This window comes from Nocardia sp. NPDC004860 (genome assembly GCF_040609015.1).
Classification (GTDB): domain Bacteria; phylum Actinomycetota; class Actinomycetes; order Mycobacteriales; family Mycobacteriaceae; genus Nocardia.
The window spans coordinates 115,610-130,418 of sequence record NZ_JBEXJI010000014.1; the positions used below are offsets into that span (position 1 = coordinate 115,610).

At 67.2% G+C, this 14,809-nt stretch carries 16 protein-coding genes, 1 tRNA gene and 1 other RNA gene; 13 read left to right on the forward strand and 5 right to left on the reverse strand.

Going from position 1 to position 14,809, the window contains the following annotated elements; translation table 11 throughout:
* Positions 1-119 precede the first annotated feature (119 nt).
* The gene (locus ABZV44_RS24640) at positions 120-1,583 is read left to right on the forward strand and encodes a glycosyltransferase family 39 protein (protein ID WP_354840542.1); all 1,464 of its coding nucleotides are present in this window, start codon (positions 120-122) and stop codon (positions 1,581-1,583) included.
* A gap of 21 nt (positions 1,584-1,604) precedes the next feature.
* On the opposite strand, the gene hisN is transcribed toward ABZV44_RS24640, so the two are convergent.
* Together hisN and ABZV44_RS24650 are read right to left on the reverse strand one after the other, a co-directional pair.
* The gene (gene hisN / locus ABZV44_RS24645; RefSeq protein WP_354840545.1) at positions 1,605-2,390 is read right to left on the reverse strand and encodes a histidinol-phosphatase; all 786 of its coding nucleotides are present in this window, start codon (positions 2,388-2,390) and stop codon (positions 1,605-1,607) included.
* 117 nt (positions 2,391-2,507) lie between these two features.
* Positions 2,508-3,104 (reverse strand): NAD(P)H-dependent oxidoreductase, encoded by a 597-nt coding sequence (locus tag ABZV44_RS24650; RefSeq protein WP_354840548.1) that lies wholly within the window; start codon positions 3,102-3,104, stop codon positions 2,508-2,510.
* 145 nt (positions 3,105-3,249) lie between these two features.
* Between ABZV44_RS24650 and ABZV44_RS24655 the strand changes: the two genes are divergently transcribed.
* The 9 genes from ABZV44_RS24655 to ABZV44_RS24695 all read left to right on the forward strand — a co-directional run bounded on the left by ABZV44_RS24655 (position 3,250) and on the right by ABZV44_RS24695 (position 11,636).
* Positions 3,250-4,107: a helix-turn-helix transcriptional regulator gene (locus ABZV44_RS24655; RefSeq protein WP_354840551.1), complete on the forward strand. Its 858-nt coding sequence runs from the start codon at positions 3,250-3,252 to the stop codon at positions 4,105-4,107.
* A gap of 204 nt (positions 4,108-4,311) precedes the next feature.
* A complete protein-coding gene (gene prfB / locus ABZV44_RS24660) occupies positions 4,312-5,430 on the forward strand; it encodes a peptide chain release factor 2 (protein ID WP_354840554.1) in 1,119 nt (372 codons plus the stop codon).
* A 62-nt stretch (positions 5,431-5,492) separates the two neighbouring features.
* The gene (locus tag ABZV44_RS24665) at positions 5,493-6,353 is read left to right on the forward strand and encodes a mechanosensitive ion channel family protein (RefSeq protein WP_354840557.1); all 861 of its coding nucleotides are present in this window, start codon (positions 5,493-5,495) and stop codon (positions 6,351-6,353) included.
* A gap of 4 nt (positions 6,354-6,357) precedes the next feature.
* Positions 6,358-6,519, forward strand: a complete 162-nt coding sequence (locus ABZV44_RS24670) for a hypothetical protein (protein WP_354840560.1) — start codon at positions 6,358-6,360, stop codon at positions 6,517-6,519.
* A 57-nt stretch (positions 6,520-6,576) separates the two neighbouring features.
* Positions 6,577-7,266, forward strand: coding sequence for a cell division ATP-binding protein FtsE (gene ftsE / locus ABZV44_RS24675; RefSeq protein WP_354840562.1), 690 nt, complete (start codon positions 6,577-6,579; stop codon positions 7,264-7,266).
* Positions 7,266-8,171, forward strand: coding sequence for a permease-like cell division protein FtsX (gene ftsX / locus ABZV44_RS24680; RefSeq protein ID WP_354840564.1), 906 nt, complete (start codon positions 7,266-7,268; stop codon positions 8,169-8,171). The genes ftsE and ftsX overlap by 1 nt, the downstream gene beginning before the upstream one ends.
* 144 nt (positions 8,172-8,315) lie before the next feature.
* The gene (gene recQ, locus ABZV44_RS24685) at positions 8,316-10,421 is read left to right on the forward strand and encodes a DNA helicase RecQ (RefSeq protein ID WP_354840829.1); all 2,106 of its coding nucleotides are present in this window, start codon (positions 8,316-8,318) and stop codon (positions 10,419-10,421) included.
* Positions 10,422-10,534: 113 nt separating this feature from the next.
* A tRNA-Glu gene (locus tag ABZV44_RS24690) sits at positions 10,535-10,607 on the forward strand.
* Positions 10,608-10,967: 360 nt separating this feature from the next.
* Positions 10,968-11,636 carry a slipin family protein gene (locus tag ABZV44_RS24695; protein WP_354840567.1) on the forward strand — a complete coding sequence of 223 codons (669 nt, stop codon included), beginning with the start codon at positions 10,968-10,970 and terminating at the stop codon, positions 11,634-11,636.
* A 66-nt stretch (positions 11,637-11,702) separates the two neighbouring features.
* On the opposite strand, the gene ABZV44_RS24700 is transcribed toward ABZV44_RS24695, so the two are convergent.
* Positions 11,703-11,987, reverse strand: coding sequence for a putative quinol monooxygenase (locus ABZV44_RS24700; RefSeq protein ID WP_354840570.1), 285 nt, complete (start codon positions 11,985-11,987; stop codon positions 11,703-11,705).
* Between the two features lie 226 nt (positions 11,988-12,213).
* Between ABZV44_RS24700 and smpB the strand changes: the two genes are divergently transcribed.
* The gene (smpB, locus tag ABZV44_RS24705; protein ID WP_154787106.1) at positions 12,214-12,690 is read left to right on the forward strand and encodes an SsrA-binding protein SmpB; all 477 of its coding nucleotides are present in this window, start codon (positions 12,214-12,216) and stop codon (positions 12,688-12,690) included.
* 114 nt (positions 12,691-12,804) lie between these two features.
* Positions 12,805-13,177: a transfer-messenger RNA gene (ssrA, locus tag ABZV44_RS24710) on the forward strand.
* Between the two features lie 247 nt (positions 13,178-13,424).
* Here ssrA and ABZV44_RS24715 read toward each other — a convergent pair.
* Positions 13,425-13,877: a hypothetical protein gene (locus tag ABZV44_RS24715; protein ID WP_354840573.1), complete on the reverse strand. Its 453-nt coding sequence runs from the start codon at positions 13,875-13,877 to the stop codon at positions 13,425-13,427.
* Between the two features lie 66 nt (positions 13,878-13,943).
* On the reverse strand, positions 13,944-14,156 hold the full coding sequence (locus ABZV44_RS24720; protein ID WP_354840576.1) for a DUF5302 domain-containing protein: 213 nt from the start codon (positions 14,154-14,156) through the stop codon (positions 13,944-13,946).
* 135 nt (positions 14,157-14,291) lie between these two features.
* Here ABZV44_RS24720 and ABZV44_RS24725 point away from each other — a divergent pair, with 135 nt between their 5' ends.
* On the forward strand, positions 14,292-14,765 hold the full coding sequence (locus ABZV44_RS24725; RefSeq protein ID WP_354840579.1) for an NUDIX domain-containing protein: 474 nt from the start codon (positions 14,292-14,294) through the stop codon (positions 14,763-14,765).
* Positions 14,766-14,809 lie beyond the last annotated feature (44 nt).

Consider the following 14,809-nt stretch of genomic DNA (forward strand, 5'->3'; position numbering starts at 1 on the left):
CGGCGTAGCGACGCTGAATAGCAGAGCGTAGCAACGCGCCCGGTGGCGGGACCGCAGCCCGCGCCGGGTACCCCCGGCACCGGTGGCCCGGCCGCCCCGGAGATGCGACGATGCGGGGGATGCGCGAACGGCCGGTCAACGCCTCGGGTGGTGAAACGTACTGGATAGCCGGAATTTTCGCGGTGCTGCTCACCGCGCTCTCCGGACGGTACGGGTACCACCGCGATGAGCTCTACTTTCTGGCCGCGGGACGGCGATTGGACTGGGGCTATCCCGATCAGCCGCCGCTGGTGCCACTACTGGCCCGCGCGATGTCGGCCATCGATCCGAATTCCGTACTGCTGCTGCGTCTTCCGGCGACGCTGGCGGCTACCACCGTGGTGATCTGCGCCGGACTCGCCGCCCGTGAACTCGGCGGCGGCCGGGTGGCGCAGGCGGTCGCGGCCGGGACCATGGCGTCGGCGGCCGTGGTGGCCGGTGCCGGGCACACCCTCAGTACGGCGGACATCGATCTCGCGGTGTGGTCGGTACTGATGCTGCTGGTCCTGTGTCTGCTGCGGCCGGATGCCGATCCACGATGGTGGCTCGCGATCGGCGCGCTGGCCGGAATCGGGGTGCAGAACAAGGCCCTGATCGTGGTTCCCCTTGCCGCGCTGGCCTTCTCACTGCTCCTGGTCGGACCGCGAGAAGTGTTCGCCACCAGGTATTTCCCGCTCGCCCTCGGTATCGCGGCGGTGATCAGCGCGCCCTACGTGGTGTGGCAGGCGCGCAACGGCTGGCCGCAGTGGGCGCTGAGCCGGGCCATCGCGGGCGGATCCTCCGGCAGCTCGAATTCGCGAATCGGGTTCGTGCTCCTGCAATTCGGGCTGATCGGCGTGCTGCTGGTGCCCCTGTGGGCGTTCGGCCTGTGGTGGCTGTGGCGGCGCTACCGGGCCTTCGCCGTCGCCTACGCGATGCTGTTCGTCGGCTACCTGGTCATGGTCGGCAAGGCGTACTACCTCGGCGGGATGTATCCGCTGCTGGTGGCCGCGGGTGCCGTCGGACTGGAGCCGCGGCTGAGCGGGCATCGGATACGGCTTGCCGCACTGACTTTCGTCATTGCGCTGAATGCGGTGTTCTCGGCGGTGGTCTTCCTGCCCGTGCTCCCGATGTCCGCCCTCCGGGACCCGTCGGCTCTGCTCGCGATCAACAAGGAGGCGGGGGAGACCGTCGGCTGGCCGCAGTTCACCGCGCAGATCGCCGATGTCCGAGCACATTCCGCGCCCGACGCCGACCTCCTCACCGCCAACTACGGTGAGGCCGCCGCCCTCGAACACTTCGGCGGCCGCTACAACCTGCCGACCCCGCACAGCGTGCACAACGCGTACTGGTGGTGGGGCCCGCCGCCGGGCGCGCACGAGGTGCTCGTCCTCGGCATGCCCGCCGACCGGGTGAGCCGCTTCTGCGTGGATCCGGAACCATTGGGGCGCTCGGACAATGGGCTGAACATCCGCAATCTCGAGCAGGGACACGCGATCACCCTGTGCCGCACACCCCGCCGCCCCTGGTCCGAGATGTGGCCCGCCATGCGGCAACTCGGCTGAGGCTCGGACCTCCGGCCCGGATCAGGCCTGCAAGGCCGCCAGCACCTGGTCCTGCAGATGCGAATTGGTCGCCACCGCGCTCCCGCCGTGCGGCCCCGGCTTGCCGTCCAGCGCCGTGAAGGTGCCGCCCGCCTCGCGAATGAGAATGTCCAGCGCCGCCATATCCCACAGCGACAGTTCGGGTTCGGTGACGATGTCGACCGCGCCCTCGGCCAGCAGGGTGTATCCGAAGAAGTCGCCGTACCCGCGCACCCGCCACACCTCGTCGGTGAGCGCGATGAGCTTGGCCCGGCGTCCGATGGCCCGCCAGCCCGACAGGCTGGAGATCGCGAGGCTGGCCGCACCCAGCTCGGCGATCGCCGACACCGAGATGGCCCGGGGCTCACCCTGCTCGAAACTGCTCCACGCGCCGTGACCGGTCGCCGCCCACCAGCGTCGCGCCAGCGCCGGCGCGCTGACCACGCCCACCACCGGCACGCCGTCCTCGAGCAGCGAGATGAGCGAGGCCCACACCGGCACCCCGCGCACGAAGTTCTTGGTCCCGTCGATCGGGTCGATGACCCACTGCCGGCCGCTGAATTCGACGTCCCCGCCGAACTCCTCGCCGAGCACCAGGTCCCCCGGCCGCTCGACGGCGAGGATCTCCCGCAGCGTCCGCTCGACCGCCAGATCCGCATCCGACACCGGCGTCAGATCCGGCTTGGAATCGATCTTCAAATCGAGCGCCCCGAACCGCTCACGGGTGATCCCATCGGCCGCGTCGGCCAGCTTCAGCGCGAGTTCCAGGTCAGCGGAATATCCGGTCACGCCCCAGCACGTTAGTCCTCCCCCGTTAACAGGTGGTGTCCCACGTCCCCAACACCGAGTGGCACACCGGTGAGGTGAATTGCCCTTTTTTGTGCTCGCCGGCGTGCCACTCGCCGATCACGCGGGGACGGCGGCGGTGCGGGCCGCGGTGAGGGCGGTTGCCCACCAGTGGAGTTGCGCGAGGAGGTGGTTGGCGGAGTCGTCGAATTCGGTGGGGTTGGGGAGGGTGCCGTCGGGGGCGAAGTGCAGGAAGTAGCGGGGGAAGGTGACGGTGGAGCGGACGGTGTGGGCGTTGAGTTCGTTGAATACCGTGCGCAGGGACTCGATGGCCAGCAGGCCGCCGGTGCTGCCGCCGTAGCCGACGAATCCGACCGTCTTGCGATCCCACTGTGTGAAGTGCCAATCGATCGCGGTCTTCAGCGAGGCCGGGAAGCTGCGGTTGATATCGGGCGTGACGACCACGAAGGCGTCGGCGTCGGCCAGTCGCTCGGCCAGCTCGGCGGTATTGCCGGGGCGCACCGGGTTCGGGTCCATGAGCGGCGAGACGGCGGGCAGGGCGTGCGGCAGCGGGTAGTCGGCCAGGTCGATGACATCCACCTCGAACCCGCCGTGGGCGCGGGCTCGCTCGGTGAACCAGTTCGCCACCACCGGTCCGAAGCGGCCCTCGCGGACGCTGCCGATGATCACCGCGAGACGCAGGGGAGTGCTGGTCATTGTTGTGTCTCCTTCGAGATTCGCCGCGACCGGCCGGCCGCTCGAGATCAACTCTGCGAGCCCGGCCGGGCGCTAGGGAGACCACGCTGAGGGTGGTAGTGGCAGGGACACGATAAGAGCCGCGCCCGTTGCTAGCGTCGAATATGTGAGTGAGAACGAGCTGGGCCTGTTCCTGCGGCTACGCCGGGAGGCGGTCACGCCCGCCGAAGTGGGCCTGCCGACGGGTCCGCGCCGCCGCACGCCCGGCCTGCGCCGCGCCGAATTGGCCACACTCGCAGGAGTTTCCGTCGAGTACCTGACCCGGCTGGAGCAGGGCCGCGACCGGCACCCGTCCGCGCCCGTGCTGATCGCGCTGGCCGACGCGCTGCGATTGACCCCGGCGCAACGGGTGCACCTGCTCAATTTCGCCAAGGCCGGGGATCCGAACTTCAACTGCCGCGGCGGTTCCGGGCCCAACCGCCGCATCCGCCCGGCCGTGCAGGCCATGCTGGATCAACTCGAACCCGCACCCGCCGCCATCATGAACCGGCTGAGCGAGATCCTCGCGGTGACCGACGGCTACCGTGCCCTGTTCGGCCCGATCGGCCTGCTCGACGGCGGTCTGCCCGGCAGCTACGCCCGCTACGTCCTGTCCGACCCGCGCGCCCGCGACGCCTACCCGGACTGGGAACACAAGGCCGACAAGGTGGTCGCCACCCTCAAACAGGGCCCCGGCCGCGCCGATCCCCACGTCGATGCCCTCATGGATGAACTGGCCGCCACCGTCGGCCCCGAATTCACCCGCCGCCTCGACACCCTCCCCGGCCTTCCCGACACCAATGGCGTCGGCCGCCTCACCCACCCCGAGGCGGGTCCCCTGCGCCTGGCCTACGAAACCCTGAACCTCTCCGCCGACGACGACCAATTCCTCATGGTCTACCTCCCGGCCGACGACGCCACCGCCACGGCCCTGGACCGCCTCGTCGGCCGCCGCCCGGGCGGACTGCGCGCCGTCGCCGGGTGAATGTCGCGATAGCGCCTGGTGGCGGTCCTTGTCCCGTTCGAGAGATGACAACTGATTTCGTAGCGATCGGGGTAACTCCCCGGGTACGTCCAAAATCGGTTCGGCTCCCAACGTCGGTACGGGTGCATAAGTGATTGCGGCACTCAGCCGTCCGCTGAAGGCTCGGGGAGGCGGGGGAGCGGAGGCGGGGTAGCCTTGAACATCGTGCATCCTGACGTCTCCGCTGATCTGGCCGAACTCGACACGACTCTGAAGACCATCGAGTCGGTGCTCGACATCGACGAGCTGGCTCGCCGCATCGACGAGCTGGAGCAGCAGGCGGCCGACCCGGAGCTGTGGAACAACCAGGAACACGCGCAGAGTGTGACCAGTCAGCTCTCCCACGCGCAGAGTGAAATGCGCCGGGTGCGCGACCTTCGCCAGCGGCTCGATGATCTGCCCGTGCTCTACGAGCTCGCCGAGGCGGAAGAAGGTGCGGATCGCACGGCCGCGCTCGCCGACGCCGATTCGGAGCGGGCCAGCCTGCACGCCGATGTCGAGGCCATGGAGGTCCGGACCCTGCTCTCGGGCGAATACGACAAGCGTGAGGCGCTGGTCAACATCCGCTCCGGCGCGGGCGGCGTCGACGCCGCGGACTGGGCGCAGATGCTCATGCGCATGTACGTGCGGTGGGCCGAGGGCCACAAGTACGCGGTCGAGATCTACGACACCTCGTACGCGGAGGAGGCGGGCATCAAGTCGGCGACCTTCGCGGTCAAGACGCCCTACGCGTACGGCACGCTCTCGGTGGAAATGGGCACGCACCGCCTGGTCCGCATCAGCCCGTTCGACAACCAGGGCCGCCGCCAGACCTCCTTCGCCGAGGTCGAGGTGCTGCCGGTGGTCGAGACCACCGACCACATCGAGATTCCCGAGAACGAGGTCCGGGTCGACGTCTACCGTTCGTCCGGCCCCGGCGGCCAGTCGGTCAACACCACCGACTCCGCGGTCCGCCTCACCCACATCCCGACCGGCATCGTCGTCACCTGTCAGAACGAGAAATCGCAGCTGCAGAACAAGATTTCGGCCATGCGCGTGCTGCAGGCCAAGTTGCTCGAACGCAAGCGCCAGGAAGAACGCGCCCAGATGGATGCGCTCAAGACCAACGAGGGCGCGTCCTGGGGCAACCAGATGCGCTCCTACGTGCTGCACCCGTACCAGATGGTCAAGGATCTCCGCACCGGTTACGAGGTCAACAACCCGTCCGCCGTGCTCGACGGCGACATCGATGCTTTCATCGAGTCCGGCATCCGCTGGAGGATGCGAGAAGGCCAGAACCAGTGAGCTGTTTCCGAGGTTGCGTCATTCGCTGGCGCATGCGGGAGCAGGCGACCCAGGGGTAGGGCATGAGTTCGATTCTCGCCGCGGGCACCGGAGCCGATTTCGCGAACTGGCTGCGGTCCAGCGGTCTCGAGATCGTGCTGCTGGTCGTCGGCGCCATGTTGTTCAGTCGCGCCGCGACCTTCGTGCGCGACCGCATCACTCGCAAGATCGACGCCGGCTTCCGCAGCAGCGATTCGCTGGTGCGGTCCGAGGCGGCCAAGCATCGGCATGCGCTGGCGCAGGTCATCACCTGGGTGGTGCTGTCCATCGTCTACTTCCTGGTGTCGCTGGAAGTCTTGCGGCGCTTGGGTTTCGAGCTCGGCGGACTGGTCGCCCCGGCCGCGGTGCTCGGCGCCGCCCTGGGTTTCGGGGCGCAGCGGATCGTGCAGGACCTGCTCGCCGGATTCTTCCTGATCACCGAAAGGCAGTACGGCTTCGGCGATGTCGTGCGCATCGCGGTCACTGGCAATTCGACCGAGGCCGAGGGTACGGTCGAGGACGTCACGCTGCGCATCACGACGCTGCGTAGTGCCGACGGCGAAGTGATAACCGTCCCGAACGGTCAGATCGTGAAAGTGACCAACCTGTCGAAGGATTGGGCGCGCGCCGCCATCGACGTGCCCGTTCCCGCCACCGCCGACATCAACAAGGTCAACGAGATCCTGCGCGAGGTGGGGGCCAAGGCCTTCGCCGATCGCAAGCTCAAAGCACTGCTGCTGGACGAGCCGACCGTCATGGGTGTCGAAGATCTCACCGTCAACCAGATGAACATCAAGATGGTGGCCCGGACGCTGCCGGGCAAACAGTTCGAAGTCGGGCGCGAGCTGCGGGTGCGGGTGGCCGCCGCGTTGCGCCGGGAGGGTCTCAGTGTCGGTGCTGATTAAGAGAATGCGTAAGTCCACGGCGATCCTGATGGCCGTGTGGGTAGGAACATTCGTGCTGTATGTCTTCGTCAAGCCCACCCAACACGAGACCAACAGCACCCCGCCGATCGTGAACACCATGCTCAGCAACTATCTGCCAAACACTTCCGAGCACACGGGCCGCTGAGCCCGAGTCCGCGCGGTGTAGTCGGCCGCGGCGGCGTGCTGGCTACACTGGCTCCCCGTGATAACCCTGCGCAACGTCACCAAGTCGTATCAGACCTCGACGCGGCCGGCGCTGGACAATATCTCCGTCGATATCGAAAAAGGCGAGTTCGTCTTCGTTATCGGGCCCTCGGGCTCCGGAAAGTCCACGTTCATGCGGCTGCTGCTCAAGGACGAGAAGCCGACCACCGGTGAGGTGTGGGTCGCCGACTTCCGGGTCGACAGGCTGCCCGGGCGCAAGGTTCCCAAACTGCGCCAGCGCATCGGCTGCGTGTTCCAGGATTTCCGGCTGCTGCAGCAGAAGACCGTGGAACAGAACGTGGCCTTCGCGCTGGAAGTGATTGGCAAATCACGAGCATTCATCAATCGCTCGGTGCCCGAGGCGCTCGACATGGTCGGCCTCGCCGGCAAGGCCGACCGGCTGCCGGGTGAGCTCTCCGGCGGTGAACAGCAACGGGTGGCGCTCGCTCGCGCCTTCGTGAACCGGCCGCTGGTACTGCTGGCCGACGAACCGACCGGCAACCTCGACCCGGAGACCAGCCAGGACATCATGACGCTGCTCGAACGCATCAACCGGACCGGAACCACGGTCGTCATGGCCACCCACGACAACACCATCGTCGACGCCATGCGCCGGCGCGTGGTCGAACTCGACCGCGGGCGCATCGTGCGCGACGACGAGATGGGCGTGTACGGGGTGGGCCGATAATGCGCGCGGGATTCCTGTTCAGCGAGGTCTTCACCGGCCTGCGCCGCAATGTCACCATGACCATCGCCATGATCCTCACCACCGCGGTGTCGCTGACCATGCTGGGCGGCGGTCTGCTGGCGGTTCGCATGGCGGACAAGATCCAGGACTACTACGTCCAGCGCGTCGAGATCCGGTTGTATCTCGACGATCAGGTCTCCAAGACCGATCCGGACTGCACCGGGCAGCCGTGCGCCTCGCTCATGGCGGATCTGAAGAAGCACGACTATGTGGCGAACGTGCAGTTCGTCAACAGCCAGGACGCGGTGAAGGAGGTCAGGGAGACCACCTTCAAGGATCAGCCCGGGCTCGCCGACGAGGTGAGCAAGGACGGGCTGCCCTCCTCGTTCCGGGTGAAGCTCGACGATGTCACCAAATACCGGTCCATCTATGACGATTTCTCCAAGCGGCCCGGCGTCATGACCGTGCTCAATGACATGGATATCGTGGATCGGCTGGTCAGCTTCTTCGTCGGATTGCGTAATGCGGCCTTCGGTTTGGCGGCGCTGCAGGCGCTGGCCGCGCTGCTGTTGATCGCCAATATGGTTCAGGTCGCGGCGCTGGCCCGCAAGACCGAGGTCGGCATCATGCGGCTGGTCGGCGCCACGCGGTGGTACACGCAGCTGCCCTTCCTGCTGGAGGCGGTGCTGGCCGCGCTGGTGGGATCGGTGCTGGCGGTGGGCGGTCTGTTCGTCGCGCAACCGCTGGTGATCAACCGGGCGCTGGGGTCGCTGTTCAACGACCAGGTGCTGCCGCGGATCACGGGCGACGACATCGCGGCCGTTGCGATGATCGTCACACCGATCGGTATCGGATTCGCCGCTCTCACGGCATATGCCGCGCTTCGGTACTACGTCCGCGAATAGAGGCCACGCTCCACCCCCAAAGCCTTCTCGACTCGCACAGGGTGCGAAGTCCGGGCCATTGGCCACAACGGCATTCCGGTGTCGGGCGGTGTCCGTAGGATTGCGGGCGTGAGTGCGCCGGAGGTCGAGACCGTAGTCGGAAACCTGGATGACGCCGGAAGTGATCCGGCGCACCAGGTGCTGCGAAAGACGTTCGGGTACGACAGTTTTCGCGGACCGCAGCGGGACATCGTCGACCAGGTGATCGCCGGTGGCGACGCCCTGGTGCTCATGCCCACCGGCGGCGGTAAATCGCTGTGCTATCAGATTCCGGCGCTGGTGCGCCCGGGCGTGGGCGTGGTGATCTCACCACTCATCGCGCTCATGCAGGACCAGGTGGACGCGCTCAATGCCGTCGGCGTGCGCGCCGGATTCCTGAACTCCACCCAGTTCCCCGACGAACGGCGCACCGTCGAGGCGCAATTCGTGGCGGGCGAGCTGGATGTGCTCTACCTCGCACCGGAGCGGCTGCGGCTGGAGTCCACCGCGCAGTTGCTGGATCGGGGCAAGATCTCGGTCTTCGCCATCGACGAGGCGCACTGTGTCTCGCAGTGGGGCCACGACTTCCGGCCCGACTATCTGGGCCTGTCGATGGTGCACGAGCGCTGGCCGGACGTGCCGCGCATCGCGCTCACCGCCACCGCGACCGAGGCCACCCGCAAGGAGATCGCCGAGCGGCTGGACCTCACCCGCGCCAAGCACTTCGTGGCCAGTTTCGACCGGCCCAATATCCAATACCGGATCGAGGCCAAGAATCGGCCCGAGCACCAGCTGCTCTCGTTCATCCAGACCGAGCACGCCGGCGATGCGGGCATCGTCTACTGCCTCTCGCGCAATTCGGTCGAGAAGACCGCGGCCTTCCTGACCGCCAATGGCGTGGAAGCCGTGCCGTACCACGCGGGGCTGGACAATCGCACCCGCGCGGCCAACCAGGCGCGGTTCCTGCGCGAGGACGGGCTCGTGGTGGTCGCCACCATCGCCTTCGGCATGGGTATCGACAAGCCGGACGTGCGCTTCGTCGCACACCTGGATCTGCCCAAGTCGGTCGAGGGCTACTACCAGGAGACCGGCCGTGCCGGTCGCGACGGGCAGCCCTCCACCGCGTGGATGGTGTACGGCCTCAGTGACGTTGTGCAGCAACGGAAGATGATCGACTCCTCCGACGGCGACGCCATGCACCGCCGCCAGCTGCAACTGCACCTGGACGCGATGCTCGCGCTCTGCGAGACCGTGCAGTGCCGCCGCGTCCAGCTGCTGGCCTACTTCGGTCAGCAGGGTGAGCGCTGCGGCAACTGCGACACCTGCCTCAACGCGCCCGAGGCGTGGGACGGCACCGTGCCCGCCCAGAAGGTGCTCTCAACCGTCCTTCGGCTCAAACGCGAACGCGGTCAGAGCTTCGGCGCGGGCCATATCGTGGACATCCTGATCGGCAAGCGCAATCCCAAGGTGGAGCAGCACGCCCACCACGAGCTGAAGGTGTTCGGCATCGGCACCGAGCTGCGCGACATCGAGTGGCGCGGCGTCGTGCGTCAGCTGCTGGCCCAGGGTCTGCTCGCCGTGCACGGCGACTACGGTGTGCTCACCCTCACCGACGCCAGCAATCAGGTGCTGTTCGAGAAGCGCCAGGTCATGTTCCGGCGTGAGCCCGAACGCGCCAAGGCCGCCCGAACCGCCAAGCCCGCCAAGGCATCCCGCCTGGCCGCCGGCGACCTGAGCCAGTCCGATACCGACCTGTTCGAAAAGCTCCGCGCCTGGCGCGCGGCCACCGCCAAGGAGCAGGGCGTCCCCGCCTACGTGGTCTTCCACGACGCCACCCTCCGCGAGATCGCCACCCGCAAACCCGCCACCCTGTCCGACCTCGCGGGCATCTCCGGCATCGGGGAGAACAAGCGCGCCAAATACGGTGAGGGCGTGCTGGAAGTGATCGCCGCCGGCGGTTCGGGCGCCGAAACATCCAGCTCCGCACCGGCTTCCGGTTCCGGCGTCGCCGCGCCGACCGGCCGGTCGGCGGCGTCGTCCCCGGGATCGCGGTCCGCGACCTCGAGCGCGAGCCCGCAATCCGCGGTCCCCGAGCGGCGCTCCTCGCGGTTCGGCGCCGCGCCGGCTGCTGCGCCGAAACCGAGCCCGGCCACCTTCACCCCCGCCGACGAGATCCCCTGGCCCGACGAAGCGCCACCGGACTTCGACGAGCTCCCGCCCGACTACCAGTGATCGATGTCCGGAAATGACCTCGCGCACGTCCATTAGCAGGCGATTTGGTTGCTGGGCGGCGGCACGATAAGCTTTCGGAGCTGCCGCGGTCCACGGATCGCAGCGAGCGACCTGGTCCCGTCGTCTAGCGGCCTAGGACGCCGCCCTCTCAAGGCGGTAGCGCGGGTTCAAATCCCGTCGGGACTACTGAGAAAGGCCCTTCAGCGAATGCTGAAGGGCCTTTCTGTATGTCACGTCTCATCCGTGCCCGAAAATCATTGGCGTGCACCGCGATACCGTGACTACCGTGGGTCCCGGTCGTTCGAGGGGTGCCCCGGAATCTCCGGATCGTATTCCCCGTTCGAGGGCGGCCACGTCATTCAGGTTGGCGCAGAACAAATCTGCCGGGGTTCGATTCCCTTCACCGGTACGCCTTGCCCGGTCGGGTGCGGTGCCGTGGCCCTGCGGGCTCCCCGACTTCGGTCGGGGGACGCCCCCGCCGCGGTCCCGTGACCGGGCGAGGCGTGCCCGGTCACGCCGAAACCACTGTGGGGGAAGGAGATACACATGTTCACGACGGTCATGGAATACAAGACGGTCATGGAATACCAGCGCACGCTGCGATTCGAGGACGGCACCCTGCGGGAGGTTCTCGGCCCCGGCCGGCACCGCTACAACAAGGAGCGCTGCACCCTGGTGACGGTCGACATGCGCCCGCGTCTGCTGCAGGTCGGCGGCCAGGAGCTGCTGACCCGCGATGGTCTGTCGCTGCGCGTCAGCTTCGTCGGCGACTGGGTGGTCACCGATCCGGTGACCTTCACCACCGGAGCCCAGTCCGCGGAGACGGTGCTCTACACGACGGTCCAGGAGGTCGCTCGCGATCTCGTGGCCGCGCACACCCTCGACGAGCTGATCGCCGACCGTACCCGGCTCGGCGCGGGCGCCGAGCGCGTGGCGGCCGCCGTCGAACGCTTCGGCATTCGTGTCGAGAGCCTTCGCGCCAAGGACCTCATGCTCCCGGGCGAGCTCCGTAAGGCCGCCCTCGAAACGGTGCTGGCGCGCGAACGCGGCCGCGCCGAACTCGAGCGCGCCCGCGCCGAGGCTGCCGCCCTGCGCTCGCTGGCCAATACCGCGAAGCTCCTGACGGACAACCCGGTCCTGCTGCGCCTGCGGACCCTGCAGGTCGCGGCCGCTCCGGGCGCCAAGGTCGTCCTCGACTCGCGGGAGAATGTCTGACCAGTACGAGCAGCGCGAGGCATGGCACCGCCCCGGCCGGAACGTCCCGTTCCGGCCGGGACCGGTTCAGGCCAGCGCGGTCGTATGGTTCTGCTCCCACAGTTGGATGTGCGGCCCGAACTCGGTGAGGAAGGCCTGCACGTGCGGAGTCGAGCCGTGAGCGTCGAGCGCCTGGCGTGAATCCCAGTGCTCGAAGCACAGGAACAGTGACGGGTCGTCCTGGTCGCGGTAGAACTCGTAGGTGTGGCAGCCCGGTTCGGCGAGGGTGGGCGCGGTCAGCGTCAGCATCGCCTGCGCGACCCGGTCGGCGGCCGCGGGATCGACCTTGATGCGGATGAAAGCCGTATGCACGGAAGTCCTTTCGAGGAGAGTCGCTGTGAACTGGCTCACGCCAGTGCTGTTCTCATGACTAACACCGGGCCCGCCGGGACGGGCTGGACGCGTCCCGGCCACCGGAACAAGACGCCGGCCGGCGTGGTTGAACAACGAGGCCCGATTCCGTCACCGTGCGGGTTCGGGCCGGAGCATCCGTAAGCTGGTTGGGCACTCCGGGCAGCGACGGGACGATAGAGGAGACATGAAGGAAAAGGGGCGCAAGGTCATCGCCAGCAACAAGAAGGCGCGGCACAACTACGCGATCCTCGAGACCTACGAGGCCGGGGTCGCGCTGGTCGGTACCGAGGTGAAGAGCCTGCGCGAGGGCAAGGCCTCGCTGGTCGACGCCTATGCCTCCATCGACGACGGCGAGGTGTGGCTGCGCGGCCTGCACGTACCCGAGTACGGGCACGGCACCTGGACCAACCACGCGCCGCGCCGCACCCGAAAGTTGCTGCTGCACCGCCGCGAGATCGACAAGCTGCTCGGCAAGACCAAGGAGTCGAGCCTGACCCTGGTCCCGCTGTCGATGTACTTCTCCGACGGCAAGGTCAAGGTGGAACTGGCCCTCGCCAAGGGCAAGCAGGACTACGACAAGCGCCAGGACCTGGCCCGACGCGACGCCGAACGCGAGGTCACCCGCGAACTCGGCCGCCGCATCAAGGGCATGCGCGGCTGACACCCGGGACCCCCGGCTGACGGCGCGTTAATGGAATGAACCAAGGTTTGTTCGGTGTTAGGATAGGTAGCCCGGTGAGAGCCGGGTAGTTCATCTGAATCGGTGAACACATTCGGGGCTGAACGGTTTCGACTGCGTACGTTGATTCAGGGGAAGCGTGTCGGTGCAGGCAGGAGACCACCGTATAAGCGTCGCTGTAACCCTATAAGCGCCGATTCTCATCAGCGCGACTACGCTCTCGCTGCCTAAGCAACGAAGCGTGTCTGTCAGCCCGGGTTCGCCCTCGACCCGGTCCCTGGCATCAGCTAGAGGGCTCTACCGTCCGACGCGGTCGCGGCGCCGGACGGGACACCTAACAGCGACTGGGATCGTCATCTCGGCTTGTTCGCGTGACCGGGAGATCCGAGCAGAGGCATAGCGAACTGCACACGGAGAAGCCCTGAAGATGCGGCGGAGGACCCGGGTTCGATTCCCGGCAGCTCCACTGTGAAGGCCCGGTCCACACGGACCGGGCCTTCGTCGTAAGGATTCGGGGCACAATCGGTTCCGGCCGCAACCAGGTGGTCGACACGGCGTTGCTTGCGATTCTCGTACCAGGCCCGCTGCTCCGCGGTACGAGCCTCCTGCTCGGCGCCGATCGATGTGGCACGACCCCCACTCCTGGGAGCGGCGTCATACCCTCGCGGATATCGTTCGAGACCTGGACCCGGCACCCGCGTCCGGCTGAACCGCGATCAGGTGAATACGGGCTGAACCGACCACAGGATGACGAACGCGAGCATGCAGATCGCGCTGGTGATGTGGTCGCGAAGAATGAGGCGGGCAAGGCGGGACTGTTCGGGGAACGGATCCACGCGGGAGCCCAGCCGGACCGCGTTGGGGACGGTGCGCAGGGCAGCCGGGGCAATCGCCGCGAGCGCCAGTACGAGTGCGAGCAGGGGGACCCAGAGAGGGTGGTGGCCGCGGAGCAGTTGGAAGACCAGGCCCGCCAACAGGATCACCATGACCAGGGCGATCAGGGCGCTCATCGGGCGGGACGTGGTGGTCGCCCGGCGGTAGTAGGCGGCGATGGATTCGATTACCTCGGTGGGTAATTCGGGTTCCGCGCGGTGAGGCAGCACTTGGCTGTCGAAGATCAGATCCATCCAGAGGACGGCCAGCAGGAATCCTCCGCACGCGGTGAGCATGGATGGATGCTAGCGAGGGCGAAGGCCCGGTCCACTCGGATCGGGCCTTCGCCGTTCCTCGCTGGATCAGCCGCCCGCTCGGCGGCGGAAGGTGCGTTTGCCGCCTGCCTGAGCGTGTGTGCCGCGGACCTTGGCGGAGTGTTGGGCGGAACTGCCTGCGGAGGTGTGGCCATTCTTTCGATCGAGTGCTTCCCGGAACTTCCGTTTGGTCGTCTCCTCCGGCGACTCGATAGCATCACCCGCGAGTAGCTCGGCTGGGACTTCTTGTTCGTCGGCCATGGGGCTAGCCTATCGCTGCGTTTCGGCTCTGGCGTGTTGCCAGGCCTGAGCGGATCATGCTCACCAGGGCGTTCAGCGAGGCTGGGCGCAGGTTTAACTGTGTCCGTGGGAGGTTCGGCCCGACCCGGAGGCCGCATGAGCAGGATGTATCTGTGTTGTGACATCAACGGCGATGCTCACCTGGTGCCCGAAAATGAACTGGTCCAACGGACGTCCGCCTACCTCGTGGCACTTTGCGACAATGCGGTGCTGCTGGTTCGAGACGGCACCGGGCAGAAGGGGAGATGGGATTTGCCCGGTGGGGGTCTCGAGCCGGGAGAGGGGCGTCTGGATGCTCTCGATCGGGAGCTGCTGGAGGAGACGGGACTTCGCCTGGCAGGCGAGCCCGCTTATCTCTGTGAGTTCGTCGAATACTTCTTTGACCTTCAGTCCCGGCGAGGGTGGGAGTCGACGCGGTGCTACTACGTCGGTGGTGTAGTGGGAACGGTGCGTCCTCACGGCAATGGTGTTGATGTTGCTGCCTGCCAATATGTTGCACTCCCGCTGTCCGCAGCCGAAGTTGGGGCGGTGGCACGGAAGATGACGGAACTGGCGCTGTTGTCCGGTTGATCAAGGAACGTTCCGGGGCGATGCGCGGATTGCGGTGGTGACCC

Bases quoted from the DNA above. Each gene is read 5' to 3' on its own strand.
- ABZV44_RS24640 (WP_354840542.1), top strand. From the start codon at position 120: ATGCGCGAACGGCCGGTCAACGCCTCGGGTGGTGAAACGTACTGGATA.
- ABZV44_RS24650 (WP_354840548.1), bottom strand. From the start codon at position 3,104: ATGACCAGCACTCCCCTGCGTCTCGCGGTGATCATCGGCAGCGTCCGC.
- ABZV44_RS24665 (WP_354840557.1), top strand. From the start codon at position 5,493: ATGAGTTCGATTCTCGCCGCGGGCACCGGAGCCGATTTCGCGAACTGG.
- ABZV44_RS24670 (WP_354840560.1), top strand. From the start codon at position 6,358: ATGCGTAAGTCCACGGCGATCCTGATGGCCGTGTGGGTAGGAACATTC.
- ftsX (WP_354840564.1), top strand. From the start codon at position 7,266: ATGCGCGCGGGATTCCTGTTCAGCGAGGTCTTCACCGGCCTGCGCCGC.
- ABZV44_RS24695 (WP_354840567.1), top strand. From the start codon at position 10,968: ATGTTCACGACGGTCATGGAATACAAGACGGTCATGGAATACCAGCGC.
- smpB (WP_154787106.1), top strand. From the start codon at position 12,214: ATGAAGGAAAAGGGGCGCAAGGTCATCGCCAGCAACAAGAAGGCGCGG.
- ABZV44_RS24715 (WP_354840573.1), bottom strand. From the start codon at position 13,877: ATGCTCACCGCGTGCGGAGGATTCCTGCTGGCCGTCCTCTGGATGGAT.
- ABZV44_RS24720 (WP_354840576.1), bottom strand. From the start codon at position 14,156: ATGGCCGACGAACAAGAAGTCCCAGCCGAGCTACTCGCGGGTGATGCT.
- ABZV44_RS24725 (WP_354840579.1), top strand. From the start codon at position 14,292: ATGAGCAGGATGTATCTGTGTTGTGACATCAACGGCGATGCTCACCTG.